Raw genomic sequence first — 14,250 nt, 5'->3', positions numbered from 1 at the left:
CGTCATGGCCGGATGTATTCCGGCCATCCACGTCTGTCTTGCTGTTCCGGAGCAAGACGTGGAAGCCCGGGCATGACGGCAATGGCGCGAGCGGCCAAGCCACTGGCGATGATGGCGGGACGATGACAATTCTCGATTCCGAGACCAAAGCCGGCGAAACTCCCGAAGATCACGGCGACGAGTTGCGGCTGTGGCTGCGGCTGTTGACCTGCACCACCCTGATCGAGGGGGAGGTGCGCAGCCGGCTTCGCGCGCGCTTTGACGTTACGCTGCCGCGGTTCGACCTGATGGCGCAGCTCGACAAGGTCCCGGACGGCATGACGCTGTCGGATGTCTCGAAGCGCATGATGGTGTCGAACGGCAACGTCACCGGTCTGGTCGAACGTCTGGTCGAATCCGGCCATCTCGCCCGCCGTACCTCGGATCAGGACCGGCGCGTGCAAGTGATCCGACTCACCAAACTCGGCCGCGTCGAATTTCGCAAGATGGCGGCGGAACACGAAACCTGGATCGCGGACATGTTTTCGGATTTGACTGAAAAGGATGTTCGCGAGCTGATGCGGCTGTTGGCCAAGACAAAATTGTCAGCGCGGAAGGCTGCAAGAAGCGGGAGCAATGAAAGTGTCGGATAGGATTGCAAGTCTCGGTCCAACGCTTGGACCGTCCGGCCATGCCGATGATTTTGCGCGGCGGAATCTCCCGCCGCTCTCGCAATGGCCGGACTTGATGCTCGATCGGCCCGAATTCCAGTATCCGGAATATCTCAATGCCGCGGTGGAATTGACCGATCGTATCGTCGAGAAGGGGCATGGCGATCGTGTCGCGCTGATCGGCAACGGACGCCAGCGCACCTACAAGGAACTGGCGGACTGGTCGAATCGCCTGGCGCATGCATTGGTCGAGAATTACGGCGTGAAGCCGGGCAACCGGGTCTTGATCCGGTCAGGCAATAATCCGGCGCTGGTTGCGGCATGGCTGGCGGCAACCAAGGCAGGCGCCGTCGTCGTCAATACCATGCCGATGCTCCGTGCCGGCGAATTGACCAAGATCGTCGACAAGGCGGAGATCGCGCTGGCGTTGACCGACAGCCGCATTGCCGACGAACTGGTCGCCTGCGCGAAGACCAGCCGGTTTCTCAAGCAAGTCGTGAACTTCGACGGCACGTCGAACCACGATGCGGAACTCGATCGCGCAGCCCTCAGCAAACCGGTCCGGTTCGACGCCGTCAAAACCGGCCGCGACGATGTGGCGCTATTGGGATTTACCTCGGGCACCACCGGCGAGCCAAAGGCGACGATGCATTTTCATCGCGATCTCATGATCATCGCAGATGGCTATGCCAAAGAAGTCCTCAACGTCACGCCGGACGACGTCTTTGTCGGTTCGCCGCCGCTCGCCTTTACATTCGGGCTCGGCGGCCTTGCGATCTTCCCGCTGCGGTTCGGGGCGACGGCGACGCTCCTGGAAAACGCGGCGCCCGCCGAGATGGTCAGGATCATCGAAACCTATAGAGCCACGATATGCTTCACCTCGCCGACCGCCTATCGGGCGATGATGGCGGCGATGGACCAGGGCGCCGATCTCTCGTCGCTGCGGCTGGCGGTTTCGGCCGGCGAAACCCTGCCGGCGCCGGTTTTCGAAAGCTGGACCCGCAAGACCGGCAAGCCGATCCTCGATGGCATCGGAAGCACCGAATTGCTGCACATCTTCATCACCAACCGGATCGGCGATGCGGCCGCAGGCACTACCGGGCGTCCGGTTTCGGGTTACCAGGCCAGGATCGTCGACGACGACATGAACGAGCTGCCGCCGGGGGCCGTGGGCAAGCTTGCGGTCCGCGGGCCGACCGGATGCCGCTATCTCGCCGACGCCAGGCAGTCAAACTATGTACGCGACGGCTGGAATTTGACCGGCGATTCGTTCGTATGCGACGCGGACGGCCGTCTGTCCTTTGTCGCCCGTTCGGATGACATGATTGTATCTTCCGGCTACAACATCGCAGGCCCGGAAATCGAAGCCGTGTTGTTGACGCACCCGGCCGTGGCCGAATGCGGCGTGGTCGGTGCGCCCGACGAGGCCCGCGGCATGATCGTCAAGGCCTATGTGGTGCTGGCGCCCGGATTCGCCGGCGACGACGCGCTGTCGAGCGACCTGCAGGATCACGTCAAGCGCACGATCGCGCCCTATAAATATCCGCGCGCGATCGAGTTCGTCGCGCAAATGCCGAAGACCGAAACCGGGAAACTGAAGCGGTTCGCGCTACGGCAAATGGCGCAGGCCGGTACTTCAGCCAGGACAGCCGCGCAATGAGTTTTCAAAGTGACAATGACCGCCCGCGGATTTTGCAGCCGAGCGGCTGGCCCTTGCCCAAGGGCTATGCCAATGGCATGGCCGCGGATGGACGCATTGTCGTGACTGGCGGCGTGATCGGCTGGGACACCGCGGGCGATTTGCCGGAGAGCTTCATCGCGCAGGTGCGTCAGGCCTTGAGCAACATCGCCGCGATCCTCGCCGAAGGCGGCGCGCGGCCGGAGCACCTGGTGCGGCTTACCTGGTACGTCATCGACATGGATGAGTATCTGGCGAACCTGAAAGCGCTGGGCCGGATCTATCGCGAACTTTTTGGCGCGCATTATCCGGCGATGGCGCTGGTGCAGGTGGTGCGGCTGGTCGAGAAGGCTGCGCGAGTCGAGATCGAGGCCACCGCGGTGGTGCCGCGGTAAGTGCATTCTCCCGAAAGGGAGGTGAATGTTGGCGTCATTGCGAGCGAAGCGAAGCAATCCAGAGGCCACCAGGAAAACCGGATTGCTTGGTCGCGAGCGCTCCTCGCAATGACGGTTAGATGCACACAGCGTCAGCGGGCATCCTTCGAGACGCCGCGCCAAAGCGCGGCTTCTCAGAATGACGTTTCCTTTGTTGCAAATTCCGTCGGCGTCTTGCCTGTGACCTGCCGGAAGGCATGCGAAAACGCTGGAAAGCTCGCATAACCCAAATCGGCCGCGAGTTGCTTGACCGAGACGTTCGGCTGCATCGACAGCCGCTCGATCGCGGCGGCGATGCGGGCGCGCTGGCACCAGCTCTTGAAGCTGAGCTGCGTTTCGGCGGAGAACAGCCGCGACAACGTGCGGGCCGAAGTGCCGACGTCACTTGCGAGGTCGGCGACGTCATAGGTTGCGGCCGGATCGGCCAGCACGATATCGGCAGCGCGGCGGCATCGCGCGTCGCGCGGCAACGGAATGAAGGTAGCTGCGTCTTCGGCCTGATGCAGCTCCAGCATGGCCAGCCGAATCAGCAGGTCGGTGCGTTGGGGATTGTCACGGCCATCGAACAGCGCCAGGATCGACTGATGCAAAAGCCGCGACACCCGAACCACAAATTCGGCGTCAAGACTCCGGCTGCGATGCTCCCGCGCCAGCCACGCCAGGTCGAAATATAACGTCCGCATCTGGATATCCGCCAGCACGTCGATGGAATGCTCCAGCCGTGCCGGCACCCACACGGCACGGTCCGGCGGCACCAGCCAGCGTCCCTTCGGCGTGGTCACCTGCATCGTCCCCCTGGCTGCGTAAACCAGTTGTGCCTCGCGATGCATGTGGGCGTCGAGCCGGACGCCTTTGCGATAATTGCGCGCGACCAGATGGACGCCATTGCCGCTCGCGGAATGATGTCCGCGCATGGCAACGATTGGCGTTTCGGCGATACTCATTGGCGACATCCCGTCAGGGCAACAACCTATAACCTATTCGATGGAAATTGCAGGATTCGATTTTTCATGAACAGCCCCGCAAGGGTGATCGGCTTTGTCAACGCCGCGCACTTTATCGACCATTATGCGATGTTGATCTTCGCCGCCGCAGTCATCGTGATGGGACCGGCGCTGGGCATGGCCTATCCGGAACTGCTGCCTTATGCGACCCCCGGATTTGTCGCGTTCGGCGCTGGCTCGCTGCTGACCGGCTGGCTCGGCGACCACTGGAGCCGCCGCCACATGATGGTGATTTTTTTCGCCGGCATTGGAGTATCGATGGTCGCGGTCGGGTTGGTGCAGACCCCGCTGCAACTCGGCGCCGCGCTGTTGTCGATCGGCGTGTTCGCGTCGATCTATCACCCGGTCGGCACCGCCATGATCGTGTCCTACGCCGACAGGCTCGGCCGGGAGATCGGCCTCAACGGCGTCTGGGGCAATCTCGGCGTGGCGTCGTCGGCGCTGGTCACCGGCGTGGTCGGGCAATTTCTCGGCTGGCGCTGGGCCTTCATTGGTCCGGGCATCCTCACCATACTGCTTGGCCTGGTTTTCATGCGCACGGTGGTTCACGAGGACAGGTCCGGCCTCAAGCAGGCCGCCGCGCAGTCGCGGGTGGCAAAAAGCGACATGTGGCGGGTGATCGCCGCGCTTGTGATCGTAGTAATTGCGATATCAACGACGTTCAACGCGGTCACAGTAGCGCTGCCGAAGCTGTTCGCGGAACGGCTGAGCGATTTGACCGGAAGCCCGGCGCTGCTGGGCGCAATCGCCGCGTTCGTCTATGTGTTCGGCGCGCTGACGCAATATGCCATCGGCAAGCTGGTCGACCGCACTTCGCTAAAGGCCGTCGCCGTGCCGCTGTCGTTTCTGCTGGCGCCACTCCTGTATCTGGCGGCGACGCTGTCGAACCTGCCGCTGATCCTGGCTGTTATTGGCATTGTGATCGGAGCGTTTGGCCAGGTGACCGTCAACGACGCCATGATCGGCAAATACACCACGGAGAAATGGCGCTCGCGCGCCTATGCGGTGCGTTATTTCGTCGGCTTCACCACGGCGGGTGCCTCGGTCGGGCTGGTGGCATGGCTGTACGAGCAAGGCGGTTTCGCCACCATGCTGCATGCCTTTGCCGGGCTGTGTCTGCTGGTGGTCGCTGCCGCGATCATCCTGCCGACGGAGATCAAGGTGCCGGCGGCGCAGGCGAATTAGGCTTTCAACTATACGGCTTTCGCACCATCAGCTACACTCTACCGTCATCCTGAGGTGCTCGCCATTCTTCACGGCGAGCCTTGAAGGATGGGCTCCAGGCGCTCGAGGCGGTCCTTCGCGACGCCGCGCAAGGGCGCGGCCCCTTGGGATGACGTGTGTGATAACGGATCGGCAAAAACCCGGCATGGGAGGAACGTTAAATGTTCGATCGCTGTCTGGCGCGTGTCTGCGGCCTTATCCTGGGTATCTCGATGATGATGGCCGTTCCCGCAAGCGCCGATGCGCTGAAAGATGAGATCGCGCCGACCGGCAGGCTGCGGGTGGCGATCGCGATCAGTCCGGCCGGCGGCGCGTTCTGGTCGACCAAAACCGAGGCGGGCGGTTATGCCGGGGTGCCGGTCGATCTCGGCAAGGAAATGGCAGCCCAGCTCGGCGTGCCCGTCGAATATGTCGTGCACCAGAATTCCGGACAGATCGTCGATGCGGTGTCGAAAGGCACCTGGGATGTGACGTTCCTGCCGAAAGACCCCGAACGCGAAGCGCGGATGTCGTTCGGCCCGATCTATGAGGTCGCGGACGCCACCTTCATCGTCAAGCCCGGCTCGGCAATCGCTAATTTCATGGACCTCGATAAACCCGGCATCAAGGTTGCGGCCGTCAACAAGACCACCACCATGCGCGGCGCGGCCGCTTTTCTTCAGAACGCCAAAGTCACCGGCTATGAAACCTATGACGAGATTTTCGGACTGCTGCAGAAAGGCGAGATCGACGCGTTCGCGCTGTCGCGCGACCAGCTCAACGCGATGGCCAAAAAGCTTCCGGGATCGCGGGTGTTGGATGAGACCTTCAAGCAGACCGTAACCGCGGTAGCGGTGCCGCCGAATCATCCACTGGCGCTGGCGTTTGCCACCAAATTCATGACGGAGGCGACGTTGAACGGAACGCTGCGCAAGGCCTATGACGACAACGGCCTGAAGGACACGCCGATCCGGGTGAAGTAGAAATCGTCATTCGGGGCGTTGGCGCGCTATGCGCGGCGTCAGACGACCGGAATCCAGAAATCGGAGCGTGTTGCCGGATTCCGGGTTCGCGCGCGCTCCGTAACGACGGCCGGTTATTTGGCCCCGACCGTGGCGATTGCTGGAATCGGCTCCATGCCGCTCTTGGTGATCATAGCAGCCGCCGTCGGCGAGGCGAGAAACGCGATCAGCGCCTTGCCGGCTTCCGGCTCCTTGCTCACGCTGGCAATGCCGGCGGAAAACACTGTGATCTTCTGAAGCTCCGGCGGCAGTTGCCCGACGATATCGATCCCGGGCACGGGTTTGAGCTCGCTGATCTGCTGAAAGCCCAGTTCCGCGTCGCCGTGCGCGACGATCTCGCCCACCGGCGTGGCCGGGATTTTCTTCGCCTTGTCTTTCATTTCGTCGGCAATGCCTAGTTTCTGAAACATTTCGGTCGAGACATAGACGCCGCTGGCGCTGTCGGAATAGGCGACCGATTTTGCAGCCAACAGCGCGCGCTTGACGGCATCCGCCGAACCGATATCCGGCTTTGGCGCGCCTGACTTCACCGCAATCCCGATCGGTGACTTCACCAGATCGACTTGGCTGCCGGACATCACCTTGCCCTGCTTGGCCAAGTCCGTGAGGGCATAGCCGACCATGATCAGCACATCCGCCGGCTCACCGCGTTCCAGCCGGACCGGAATCGCGTTCGCCGTAGTGCCCATCGAGGGCCCATATGCCGTGATGACCTTGTTGCCGGTGGCGCGTTCGAATTCCGGCACCAGTTCCTTGTAGGCCGCGGTCAGTCCGCCCGAGATCATCACCCGGATTTCGGCGGCGCCTGCTCCGCCGGCGAGCAACAGAACGCAGGCGATGCCGAGCGCGCATGTGCGGACGCCGATCGAGATGGATTTCATGGAAAGTTCTCCCTGATGGACGGCTCTTGGTTTGGCCATCCTTGATCGCGGCGAACGATACTCCGCAAATCAGGTCTAGCCTAGGGAGCAAGTAGCGGGATGGAGTAGCGAAATCCGGGGCTGGTCATGAACCGACATGCACGAAGTCCCGCAGCGCGCGGGGTGGGTTAGCGCCGTAGGCGCGTAACCCACCGACCGGCGAATTCACGGGTTGCGAACGGTGGGTTACGGCGCTTCGCGCCTACCCACTCCATGGGTGTACTGCTGGCAATGACCTGGAGGCGAATGGCCCGGCGTCACGAATTGACGTGCACGAAATCCCGCAGCAGCGGGTAGATCTCGGTATTCCAGCGCCGGCCGCTGAACACGCCGTAATGGCCGACGCCGGCCTGCATGTGATGCACCTTGCGATAGGCGCGCACGCCGGTGCAGAGGTCCTGGGCTGCCAGGGTCTGGCCGATGGCGCAGATGTCGTCCTTTTCGCCCTCCACCGTCATCAGGCCCATCCGCCTGATCGACGCGCAATTCACCGGCCGGCCGCGATAGGTCAGCTTGCCCATCGGCAGCAGATGCTCCTGAAACACGTCGCGGATGGTTTCGATATAGAACTCCGCCGGCAGGTCCATCACCGCGAAATATTCGTCGTAAAAGGTCTTGATGGTTTCGGCCTTCTCGATTTCGCCCCTGGCGAGATGATCCGCGAGATCGACATGCTGCTTGACGTGGCGCTCCAGATTCATCGACACGAAGGCAGTGAGCTGCACAAAGCCCGGATAGACTTGCCGGAACGCGCCTTTGCACTGCACCGGCACGTAGTTGATCAGATTGTCCGTGAACCAGGTCAGCGGTTTGCTCTTGGCGAAGTCGTTGACCTTGGTGGGCGCGATCCGCGTATCGATCGGGCCGGCCATCAAGGTCAGGCTGGCGGGCCGCGCCGGGTGATCGTCCTCCGACATGATCGCGGCCGCGGCGAGCGCGCACACCGAGGGCTGGCAGATCGCGACCATGTGCGAGCGCGGACCGAGTTCGTTCATGAAGGCGATCAAGTGCTCGGTGTATTCGTCCAGGCCGAATTTTCCCGCCGTCAATGGGATGTCGCGCGGATTATGCCAGTCGGTAATGTAGACGTCATGGTCCTGCAGCAGCGTTTTCGCGGTGCCCCGCAGCAGCGTCGCAAAGTGCCCGGACATCGGCGCCACCAGCAGCATCCGCGGTTGCGCCGGCGAGTTCTCTTTCTTGAAATGCAGCAGCGAGCCGAACGCGGTCGCGAACACCACCTCTTCGGTGACTTGCAATTCCCGATTTCCCACCAGCACCTTGTCGATCCCGTAAGCCGGGCGCGCATAGGTCAGCGATGTCCGCGAGATCAGTTCGAGAGCGGCAGCCAGACGCCCGAACAGCTTGTCGGAGCTCCCCTGCGGGGCGAGGTTGAGAACTTTCAGCGCCGACGCGGCCCCCATCCGCCATGGCGCCGTGAGGTCCATGTGGTTCTGATAAGCCTGATACATCATGGACATCATGCGATTCTTTCCTGCTTTTTGATGCCATGCAATATCGACGCCAGCGCCGGCTCCGGCGGCCTGCAAAACTGGCATGTCGCTTGCTGCATAAACCGGCAGGCGCGTCTCATCGACCGTTCGGGATAAGGAGAAGCCATGGCCAAGGCCACACTGACCATCAGCAGCAAGAACTACTCGTCGTGGTCGCTGCGCGGCTGGCTGCTGACCAGGTTCTCCGGACTGGAATTCGACGAGATCATTACCTCGCCGGATGATGCCTCGGCGAAAGCGGAAATCCTGCTGCTGTCGTCCTCCATCCTGGTACCGTGCCTGCGGCACGCCGGCGCTACGGTGTGGGACACGCTGGCGATTGCGGAATATCTCAACGAGGTCATGCCGGAAGCAGGCTTGTTACCCACGGAGCGGGTGTTGCGCGCGCACTGCCGTTCGATTTGCGGCGAGATCCATTCCGGCTTTACTACCCTGCGCGCCTCGTTGCCGGTCAATTTGAAAGCCCACTTTCCGAATTTCAAGATCTGGTCGCGTGCGCAGGGCGACATCGACCGCATCTGCTCGATCTGGCGCGAATGCCTCGCCAGGTCGGGCGGGCCGTTCCTGTTCGGCGAGCGCACCATGGCCGATGCCATGTATGCGCCGGTCGTGACACGCTTCATGACCTACGATGTGAAGCTCGACGACATACTGACGGCTTATGCCGGCACGGTGATGGCGATGCCCGAGATGCAGGAATGGATCGATGCCGCCAAGGCCGAGCCAGCCGACATCGAGGAACTTGAGGTCGAATATTAGGCAGCGTGTGAGCCGTACTGCTTGTTTGACGGGCTCATCCATCATGCAGGTCTTGCTTAACTTCATGCCAGCCGCGGCGTATGGGGCTTCGCAGCGCCGGCCGCAGGATCGGCGCGAATCCGAATTCCACTCGTGGTTCCAGGATCTTCAGGGCAGTCAAACCGGGCGTAGCAAAGTTTGCTGCGTCGCAATGGGCTGGCTTGATTTTCGCATAGTGCAAACAAGCTTGCGAGGTGACGATCCGCGCTGCCAAAAAATTGGTCGCCGGCGATCGTGCCGATCGCGCGACAGACGGTGGAGGCCGACCATGAACCAGCTAGCTGCAGTGAAAAAATTCTCGCACGTCAAGCCGCAGGATACCGACTACACTGGCGGCGGCTTGCGCGATTTCTTCCTTTACCGCGACCTCGGCGTTGCGGAGGCGACCGGAGGTCAGGTGATCTGTCACCTTGTGAAAGCCAACGCCGACTTGCCGCCGGTGGACGGCACCGGCTGGCACCGCCACGATTGCGAATTCCAGATCGTAATCATGATGAAGGGCTGGGCCCGCTTCATGTATGAGGACAAGCCGACACTGGTTAAGGCCGGAGATGTCGTGCATCAACGGCCGGGAATTGTGCACTATCTGTATGATTATTCCCAGGACATGGAATATCTTGAAATCGTCAGTCCCGCGGACTTCAAGACCGTCGACATGCCCCCGGCCACCGACAACGTTCCGCCGGTGACGCCCTGGACATAACAAGCGACCGGCCGGCGACGGCCGGACGGTTAACAATCGCCCCAACCGTCTGGGAATCGCGGCTTTTGCCCGGCTGCTGTTGTGCGGTGCCGGCCCGGTATTTCGATATCTGGGAATGCCGGCCTGACGCGGGACCCTTGCCGCCGATTCGGGCGCGTTTCGTTCCGGACGCGTTCCGAACCTTAAGAAGGCGCCACGTTCAGTTCCATTGTGGCACACTTCGTCCCGCCGCAGGTGAAGGCGTTTTAAGGACGCGGCAGCCGCCAGCCGATGACGGTCGCCTGAACCGTGCCGCCCGATTCGCTGTTGCGCCACTCTCCATCGATCCAGCGGCAAGCGAATGGCAATTGGTAGGTGCCGCTGTGATCCTCGCACAGCACCTGCACCGGCTGATCTGGTGGCGGTTCGCCATTGCCGTTGAATTCAGCCAGGCGTCGTTCGCGCGTTGCCATGTCATGGTTCTCCGTGGGAAACCGAACGGCTTGCGCCGACGGTTGTTCCGCAACCTCCTAACGCCGCTTGGGAGACTGCCGCGATCAGTTTCAGCGCGAATGAGGTTGCAGTATGTTCTGTTTCCGCATTTCACGCCCGTTGACACGGCGCCGAAAGCGACGCTTGGCTGTTTCAGCCGTCGCGGCACAATCGATGGGGGCGTAGATGATCAGCCGGATGATGTTGGTGGTGTCCGTATTGCCGTTGCCCTGGCTGTTCGCATCCGGAAATGCCGCCGCGCAAGACGTTCCCGGCATCGAAATCTGCACCGTCGAAAAGACCATGGAGCGGCGCACCAGCTGCCTTCAGAGCAATGTGGATTTTCTGCAAAAGACCGTCACCCGGCTCGGCATCGACCACCAGCAAAAGCTCGAGGCCGCAAAAGCGCAGATCGAGGCCCTGAAAGCCACCGTCACCGCACTGCAAAGGGCCGTGGACGAATTGCAGGTGGCGCAGAAGAAGACGATCGAAGATCAGAAAAAGAAAGCCGAGCCGGCCAAGGACGGCGCGAAGTAGCGAATGGAAGAGCTGCCACATCCGTCATTGCGAGCGAAGCGAAGCAATCCAGCTACACGAAGTCCCACTGGACTGCTTCGTCGCGGAGCTCTTCGCAACGACGAAGCGCTTCAGCTCTTCTCGCCGCTCATGATCGGTCCGAACAACTCCCAGCTTTCGCCCTTGAACCGCATCATCTGCAACTGCTCCAGCGGCGCGAAGTCGGTGGGGCCGGTCTTGATTTTGGTGCCCGGCAGGTAAATTCCGATCTCGAAATTCAGGTTGGCGGCCTGCTTCATGACGTTTTCGCGGGTAAGATCGTCCTTGCACTGCTTGAGCACCTGCTCAAGCCCCTTGGCGACGCCGTAGGCGAACACGGTCGAGGCATCGTCCTGATCGCCTTCGGGATACCATCTGGTCATGAATGCCCGCCATTCATTCATGGCCGGGTCATCCTTCCATTGCGGATCCTTCGGGTCCTTCAGATAGGCCGTCGACAGTATTCCCTGGTCGTTCTCGTAGCCGGCCGGCTTCATCACGCCGCCGATCGAGCCCGAAACATTGGTCAGGAAATGAACGGGAGTCCATTTCAGTTCGCCGATCTTCTTGATCGCCTGGGCGGCGAATTTCGGCGTTGCAATATTGATGAAGATGTCTGGATTGGCGGTCTTGATCTGAACCACCTGCGAATCCACCGTCGGCGTGCTGGTTTCGTACGAACTCTCGACCACGATGAGCTTGTTCGCCTGGTCGCTCAGGCCCTCGCGCAATCCGATCACATAGTCCTTGCCGAAGTCGTCGTTCTGGTACAGCACGCCAATGGTCTTGCCGGGATGATTTTTCAGGATGTAGGCGGCATAGATGCGCGCCTCGGTCTGGTAGTTGGGCTGCCATCCCATGGTCCAGGGAAAGTTCTTGGGATCGTTCCATTTGGCGGCGCCCGTGGATACGAAGAGCTGCGGCACCTTCTTGGTGTTCATGTATTTCTGTATCGCCGTGTTGCTCGGCGTGCCCAGCGAATTGAAGATCAGCAGCACCTCGTCGGCCTCGACCAGTTTGCGCGCCTGTTCGACCGCCTTCGGCGGGCTGTAGCCGTCGTCGTAGGAAATGAAATTGATCTTGCGGCCGTTGATGCCGCCCTCGGAGTTGATCTTATTGAAATAAGCCGCCTCGGTCTTGCCGATGGTGGCGTAGGCCGATGCCGGCCCGCTGTAGGGCATGATATTGCCGATCTTGATTTCGGTGTCGGTGGCGCCCGGATCGTATTTCTTCTGCGCGGCGGCGGTGCTCGCCACAGATGCTGCGAGAACCCCTGCAAGCGCAAGTGATTTGGCATGTTTCAAAATTTGCACGATCGTCCTCCCTGAGGTAATGGCCGAGGCTCGGGCGATCTTCTGGCGGTCGGTTCTTGAGCCGTCGGATTATGCGGATGCAGTATGCACAGTTGGGCCGACGTTGCCAGCAATGCCTCCGCGGCTATTTTCCGCGACACGGAACCACGCGGACGCCGGGCCGCCGATGCAGCGCAGCGCGCCGCTGTTGCGCAGTGACCGCCGCAGGGTGAAGCAAGCAGAATGCCGGTGTCCGATACGGTCCCGGTCCTTGCGAAACAGCCCCGTGCGTTGCGATCTCTCGCTTTGCAATCGAGGTCACCTTTGCCATAACATCGCATAACAAAGTGCTGTGTGCGCGGGATCGAGTCCGCCTGCAGCTAAAAAGCCGGGAGGATTCATGTCCAGTGTTCGCGTTCTCGCCACCGATCTCGAATTTCCCGAAGGGCCGGTGGTGATGCCCGATGGATCGGTGGTGCTGGTCGAAATTCGCGGCCGGCGGCTGACCCGGATATGGCCGGATGGGCGCAAGGAGATCGTGGCCGAAATTCCCGGCGGTCCCAATGGCGCCGCGATCGGCCCCGACGGCAAATGCTACATCTGCAACAATGGCGGGTTCAGCTGGATCTCCTCGCGCGGCACCATGATGCCGGGCCCGCCGAGCAGTGCGGAATATATCGGCGGATCGATCCAGCGCATCGATCTTGTCTCCGGCAAGGTCGAGACGCTGTTCGATAAATGCGGCGAGCACCCGCTGAAGGGGCCGAATGATCTGGTGTTCGATAAACAAGGCGGGCTTTGGTTCACCGATCTCGGCAAGCGCCGCGCGCGAGACATGGACGTCGGCGCGGTCTATTACATGAACCCCGGCGCAACCGAATTGACCGAGCAGGTGTTCGGCATGCTGCCGGCCAACGGCATCGGATTGTCGCCCGACGAAAACACCGTCTACGTCGCCGAGACGCCGACGGCGCGGCTGTGGGCCTTCGATGTTCCTGCGCCCGGTCAGGTCAGGCCGCGCGACGTGATCTATCGCGGCGAACGAGGCAAGCCGATCGCGGGTCTCGGCGGCTATCAGATGTTCGACTCGCTCGCGGTGGAGGCCGGGGGGAATGTCTGCGTCGCTACCCTGATCTCGGGCTGCATCTCGGTGATCGCGCCCGATGGCACCATCGTCGAGCAGGTGCCGACCGGTGACCGCGTCACCACCAATATCGCGTTCGGCGGAGCGGAATTGAAGACCGCGTACATCACGCTGTCCGGCAAGGGCGAGTTGGTGGCCATGGACTGGGCGCGGCCCGGCCTGCCGCTGAATTTTTTGAACAAGTGATGATCGAAATGAAAGAATTCTGTCATTGCGAGCAAAAGCGAAGCAATCCAGAAAACCGCAAACGGTAAGCATCGGAGCCTTTGATGCCATGGCTTGAACCGGTAACTCTGCAGGGTCCGTACGCGCGGCTCGAGCCTTTATCGCACGAACATCAGGACGGCTTGGTCGAGGCGGTGAAAGACGGCGAGTTGTGGAAGCTGTGGTATACCTTCGTTCCGAAGCCGGAAGACATGGACGGGGAGATCGAGCGCCGCCTTGGCCTGCAGCGCGCGGGCGCGATGCTGCCCTGGACCGTGTTCGATGCCAGTGGAAAAATTGCAGGCATGACCACCTACATGAATATCGATGCGCCCAACCGCCGCGTCGAGATCGGGTCGACCTGGTACGCCAAGCGCGTCCAGCGCAGCGCGCTCAACACCCAATGCAAATCATTGCTGCTGACACATGCGTTCGAACGGCTCGATTGCATCGCGGTGGAATTCCGCACCCATTTTTTCAATCACCAGAGCCGGCGCGGCATCGAACGGCTTGGCGCGAAACAGGATGGCATCCTGCGCAACAACACGATTTCGCCGAACGGCACGCTGCGCGACACCGTGGTCTACAGTATCATCGCGTCGGAATGGCCGACGGTGAAGGCGCATCTCGACTATCAACTGAATGAGAAGGCCCGGTAGCG

At 61.4% G+C, this 14,250-nt stretch carries 15 protein-coding genes; 10 read left to right on the top strand and 5 right to left on the bottom strand.

Features of this window, described 5'->3' with window-relative positions; genetic code table 11:
• The first annotated feature begins 122 nt into the window (after positions 1-122).
• The 3 genes from ACFE72_RS02830 to ACFE72_RS02820 are packed head-to-tail and all read left to right on the top strand — an operon-like array spanning position 123 to position 2,723.
• A complete protein-coding gene (locus ACFE72_RS02830) occupies positions 123-632 on the top strand; it encodes a MarR family winged helix-turn-helix transcriptional regulator (protein ID WP_375411536.1) in 510 nt (169 codons plus the stop codon).
• Complete coding sequence (locus ACFE72_RS02825) at positions 616-2,310, top strand: benzoate-CoA ligase family protein (protein WP_375411535.1); 1,695 nt, start codon at positions 616-618, stop codon at positions 2,308-2,310. Before ACFE72_RS02830 ends, ACFE72_RS02825 begins: the two co-directional genes overlap by 17 nt.
• Positions 2,307-2,723, top strand: coding sequence for a RidA family protein (locus ACFE72_RS02820; RefSeq protein WP_375411534.1), 417 nt, complete (start codon positions 2,307-2,309; stop codon positions 2,721-2,723). The genes ACFE72_RS02825 and ACFE72_RS02820 overlap by 4 nt, the downstream gene beginning before the upstream one ends.
• A gap of 173 nt (positions 2,724-2,896) precedes the next feature.
• Here ACFE72_RS02820 and ACFE72_RS02815 read toward each other — a convergent pair whose 3' ends face one another.
• Positions 2,897-3,706: a helix-turn-helix domain-containing protein gene (locus ACFE72_RS02815; RefSeq protein ID WP_375411533.1), complete on the bottom strand. Its 810-nt coding sequence runs from the start codon at positions 3,704-3,706 to the stop codon at positions 2,897-2,899.
• A gap of 66 nt (positions 3,707-3,772) precedes the next feature.
• Between ACFE72_RS02815 and ACFE72_RS02810 the strand changes: the two genes are divergently transcribed.
• Positions 3,773-4,951: an MFS transporter gene (locus tag ACFE72_RS02810; RefSeq protein WP_375411532.1), complete on the top strand. Its 1,179-nt coding sequence runs from the start codon at positions 3,773-3,775 to the stop codon at positions 4,949-4,951.
• Positions 4,952-5,208: 257 nt separating this feature from the next.
• The gene (locus tag ACFE72_RS02805) at positions 5,209-5,952 is read left to right on the top strand and encodes a transporter substrate-binding domain-containing protein (protein WP_375411670.1); all 744 of its coding nucleotides are present in this window, start codon (positions 5,209-5,211) and stop codon (positions 5,950-5,952) included.
• Positions 5,953-6,065: 113 nt separating this feature from the next.
• On the opposite strand, the gene ACFE72_RS02800 is transcribed toward ACFE72_RS02805, so the two are convergent.
• Together ACFE72_RS02800 and ACFE72_RS02795 are read right to left on the bottom strand one after the other, a co-directional pair.
• Positions 6,066-6,872: an extracellular solute-binding protein gene (locus ACFE72_RS02800; RefSeq protein ID WP_375411531.1), complete on the bottom strand. Its 807-nt coding sequence runs from the start codon at positions 6,870-6,872 to the stop codon at positions 6,066-6,068.
• Positions 6,873-7,168: 296 nt separating this feature from the next.
• Complete coding sequence (locus ACFE72_RS02795; protein WP_375411530.1) at positions 7,169-8,392, bottom strand: polyhydroxyalkanoate depolymerase; 1,224 nt, start codon at positions 8,390-8,392, stop codon at positions 7,169-7,171.
• A 135-nt stretch (positions 8,393-8,527) separates the two neighbouring features.
• Between ACFE72_RS02795 and ACFE72_RS02790 the strand changes: the two genes are divergently transcribed.
• Positions 8,528-9,181: a glutathione S-transferase family protein gene (locus tag ACFE72_RS02790; protein ID WP_375411529.1), complete on the top strand. Its 654-nt coding sequence runs from the start codon at positions 8,528-8,530 to the stop codon at positions 9,179-9,181.
• 307 nt (positions 9,182-9,488) lie between these two features.
• Entirely contained in the window at positions 9,489-9,923 is a 435-nt protein-coding gene (locus tag ACFE72_RS02785; protein WP_375411528.1) for a cupin domain-containing protein, read from the top strand.
• 245 nt (positions 9,924-10,168) lie between these two features.
• Here ACFE72_RS02785 and ACFE72_RS02780 read toward each other — a convergent pair whose 3' ends face one another.
• Positions 10,169-10,375, bottom strand: a complete 207-nt coding sequence (locus tag ACFE72_RS02780) for a hypothetical protein (protein WP_375411527.1) — start codon at positions 10,373-10,375, stop codon at positions 10,169-10,171.
• A gap of 217 nt (positions 10,376-10,592) precedes the next feature.
• Here ACFE72_RS02780 and ACFE72_RS02775 point away from each other — a divergent pair, with 217 nt between their 5' ends.
• Positions 10,593-10,931, top strand: a complete 339-nt coding sequence (locus ACFE72_RS02775; RefSeq protein ID WP_375411669.1) for a hypothetical protein — start codon at positions 10,593-10,595, stop codon at positions 10,929-10,931.
• A gap of 110 nt (positions 10,932-11,041) precedes the next feature.
• Here ACFE72_RS02775 and ACFE72_RS02770 read toward each other — a convergent pair whose 3' ends face one another.
• A complete protein-coding gene (locus tag ACFE72_RS02770; RefSeq protein WP_375411668.1) occupies positions 11,042-12,253 on the bottom strand; it encodes an ABC transporter substrate-binding protein in 1,212 nt (403 codons plus the stop codon).
• A 388-nt stretch (positions 12,254-12,641) separates the two neighbouring features.
• On the opposite strand from ACFE72_RS02770, the gene ACFE72_RS02765 reads away from it, so the two are divergent.
• Both ACFE72_RS02765 and ACFE72_RS02760 read left to right on the top strand, forming a co-directional pair.
• Positions 12,642-13,571: an SMP-30/gluconolactonase/LRE family protein gene (locus ACFE72_RS02765; RefSeq protein ID WP_375411526.1), complete on the top strand. Its 930-nt coding sequence runs from the start codon at positions 12,642-12,644 to the stop codon at positions 13,569-13,571.
• Between the two features lie 83 nt (positions 13,572-13,654).
• Positions 13,655-14,248, top strand: a complete 594-nt coding sequence (locus tag ACFE72_RS02760) for a GNAT family N-acetyltransferase (RefSeq protein WP_375411525.1) — start codon at positions 13,655-13,657, stop codon at positions 14,246-14,248.
• Positions 14,249-14,250 lie beyond the last annotated feature (2 nt).

Origin of the sequence: uncultured Bradyrhizobium sp., assembly GCF_964252615.1 — a bacterium.
Classification (GTDB): domain Bacteria; phylum Pseudomonadota; class Alphaproteobacteria; order Rhizobiales; family Xanthobacteraceae; genus Bradyrhizobium.
This window is presented reverse-complemented; position numbering and strand designations above follow the sequence as displayed.

Excerpts from the sequence above, each read along its gene's own strand:
- ACFE72_RS02815 (WP_375411533.1), bottom strand. The coding sequence starts at position 3,706 with ATGAGTATCGCCGAAACGCCAATCGTTGCCATGCGCGGACATCATTCC.
- ACFE72_RS02795 (WP_375411530.1), bottom strand. The coding sequence starts at position 8,392 with ATGATGTCCATGATGTATCAGGCTTATCAGAACCACATGGACCTCACG.
- ACFE72_RS02780 (WP_375411527.1), bottom strand. The coding sequence starts at position 10,375 with ATGGCAACGCGCGAACGACGCCTGGCTGAATTCAACGGCAATGGCGAA.
- ACFE72_RS02775 (WP_375411669.1), top strand. The coding sequence starts at position 10,593 with ATGATGTTGGTGGTGTCCGTATTGCCGTTGCCCTGGCTGTTCGCATCC.
- ACFE72_RS02790 (WP_375411529.1), top strand. The coding sequence starts at position 8,528 with ATGGCCAAGGCCACACTGACCATCAGCAGCAAGAACTACTCGTCGTGG.
- ACFE72_RS02805 (WP_375411670.1), top strand. The coding sequence starts at position 5,209 with ATGGCCGTTCCCGCAAGCGCCGATGCGCTGAAAGATGAGATCGCGCCG.
- ACFE72_RS02760 (WP_375411525.1), top strand. The coding sequence starts at position 13,655 with ATGCCATGGCTTGAACCGGTAACTCTGCAGGGTCCGTACGCGCGGCTC.
- ACFE72_RS02820 (WP_375411534.1), top strand. The coding sequence starts at position 2,307 with ATGAGTTTTCAAAGTGACAATGACCGCCCGCGGATTTTGCAGCCGAGC.
- ACFE72_RS02785 (WP_375411528.1), top strand. The coding sequence starts at position 9,489 with ATGAACCAGCTAGCTGCAGTGAAAAAATTCTCGCACGTCAAGCCGCAG.
- ACFE72_RS02765 (WP_375411526.1), top strand. The coding sequence starts at position 12,642 with ATGTCCAGTGTTCGCGTTCTCGCCACCGATCTCGAATTTCCCGAAGGG.
- ACFE72_RS02825 (WP_375411535.1), top strand. The coding sequence starts at position 616 with ATGAAAGTGTCGGATAGGATTGCAAGTCTCGGTCCAACGCTTGGACCG.
- ACFE72_RS02830 (WP_375411536.1), top strand. The coding sequence starts at position 123 with ATGACAATTCTCGATTCCGAGACCAAAGCCGGCGAAACTCCCGAAGAT.
- ACFE72_RS02800 (WP_375411531.1), bottom strand. The coding sequence starts at position 6,872 with ATGAAATCCATCTCGATCGGCGTCCGCACATGCGCGCTCGGCATCGCC.
- ACFE72_RS02810 (WP_375411532.1), top strand. The coding sequence starts at position 3,773 with ATGAACAGCCCCGCAAGGGTGATCGGCTTTGTCAACGCCGCGCACTTT.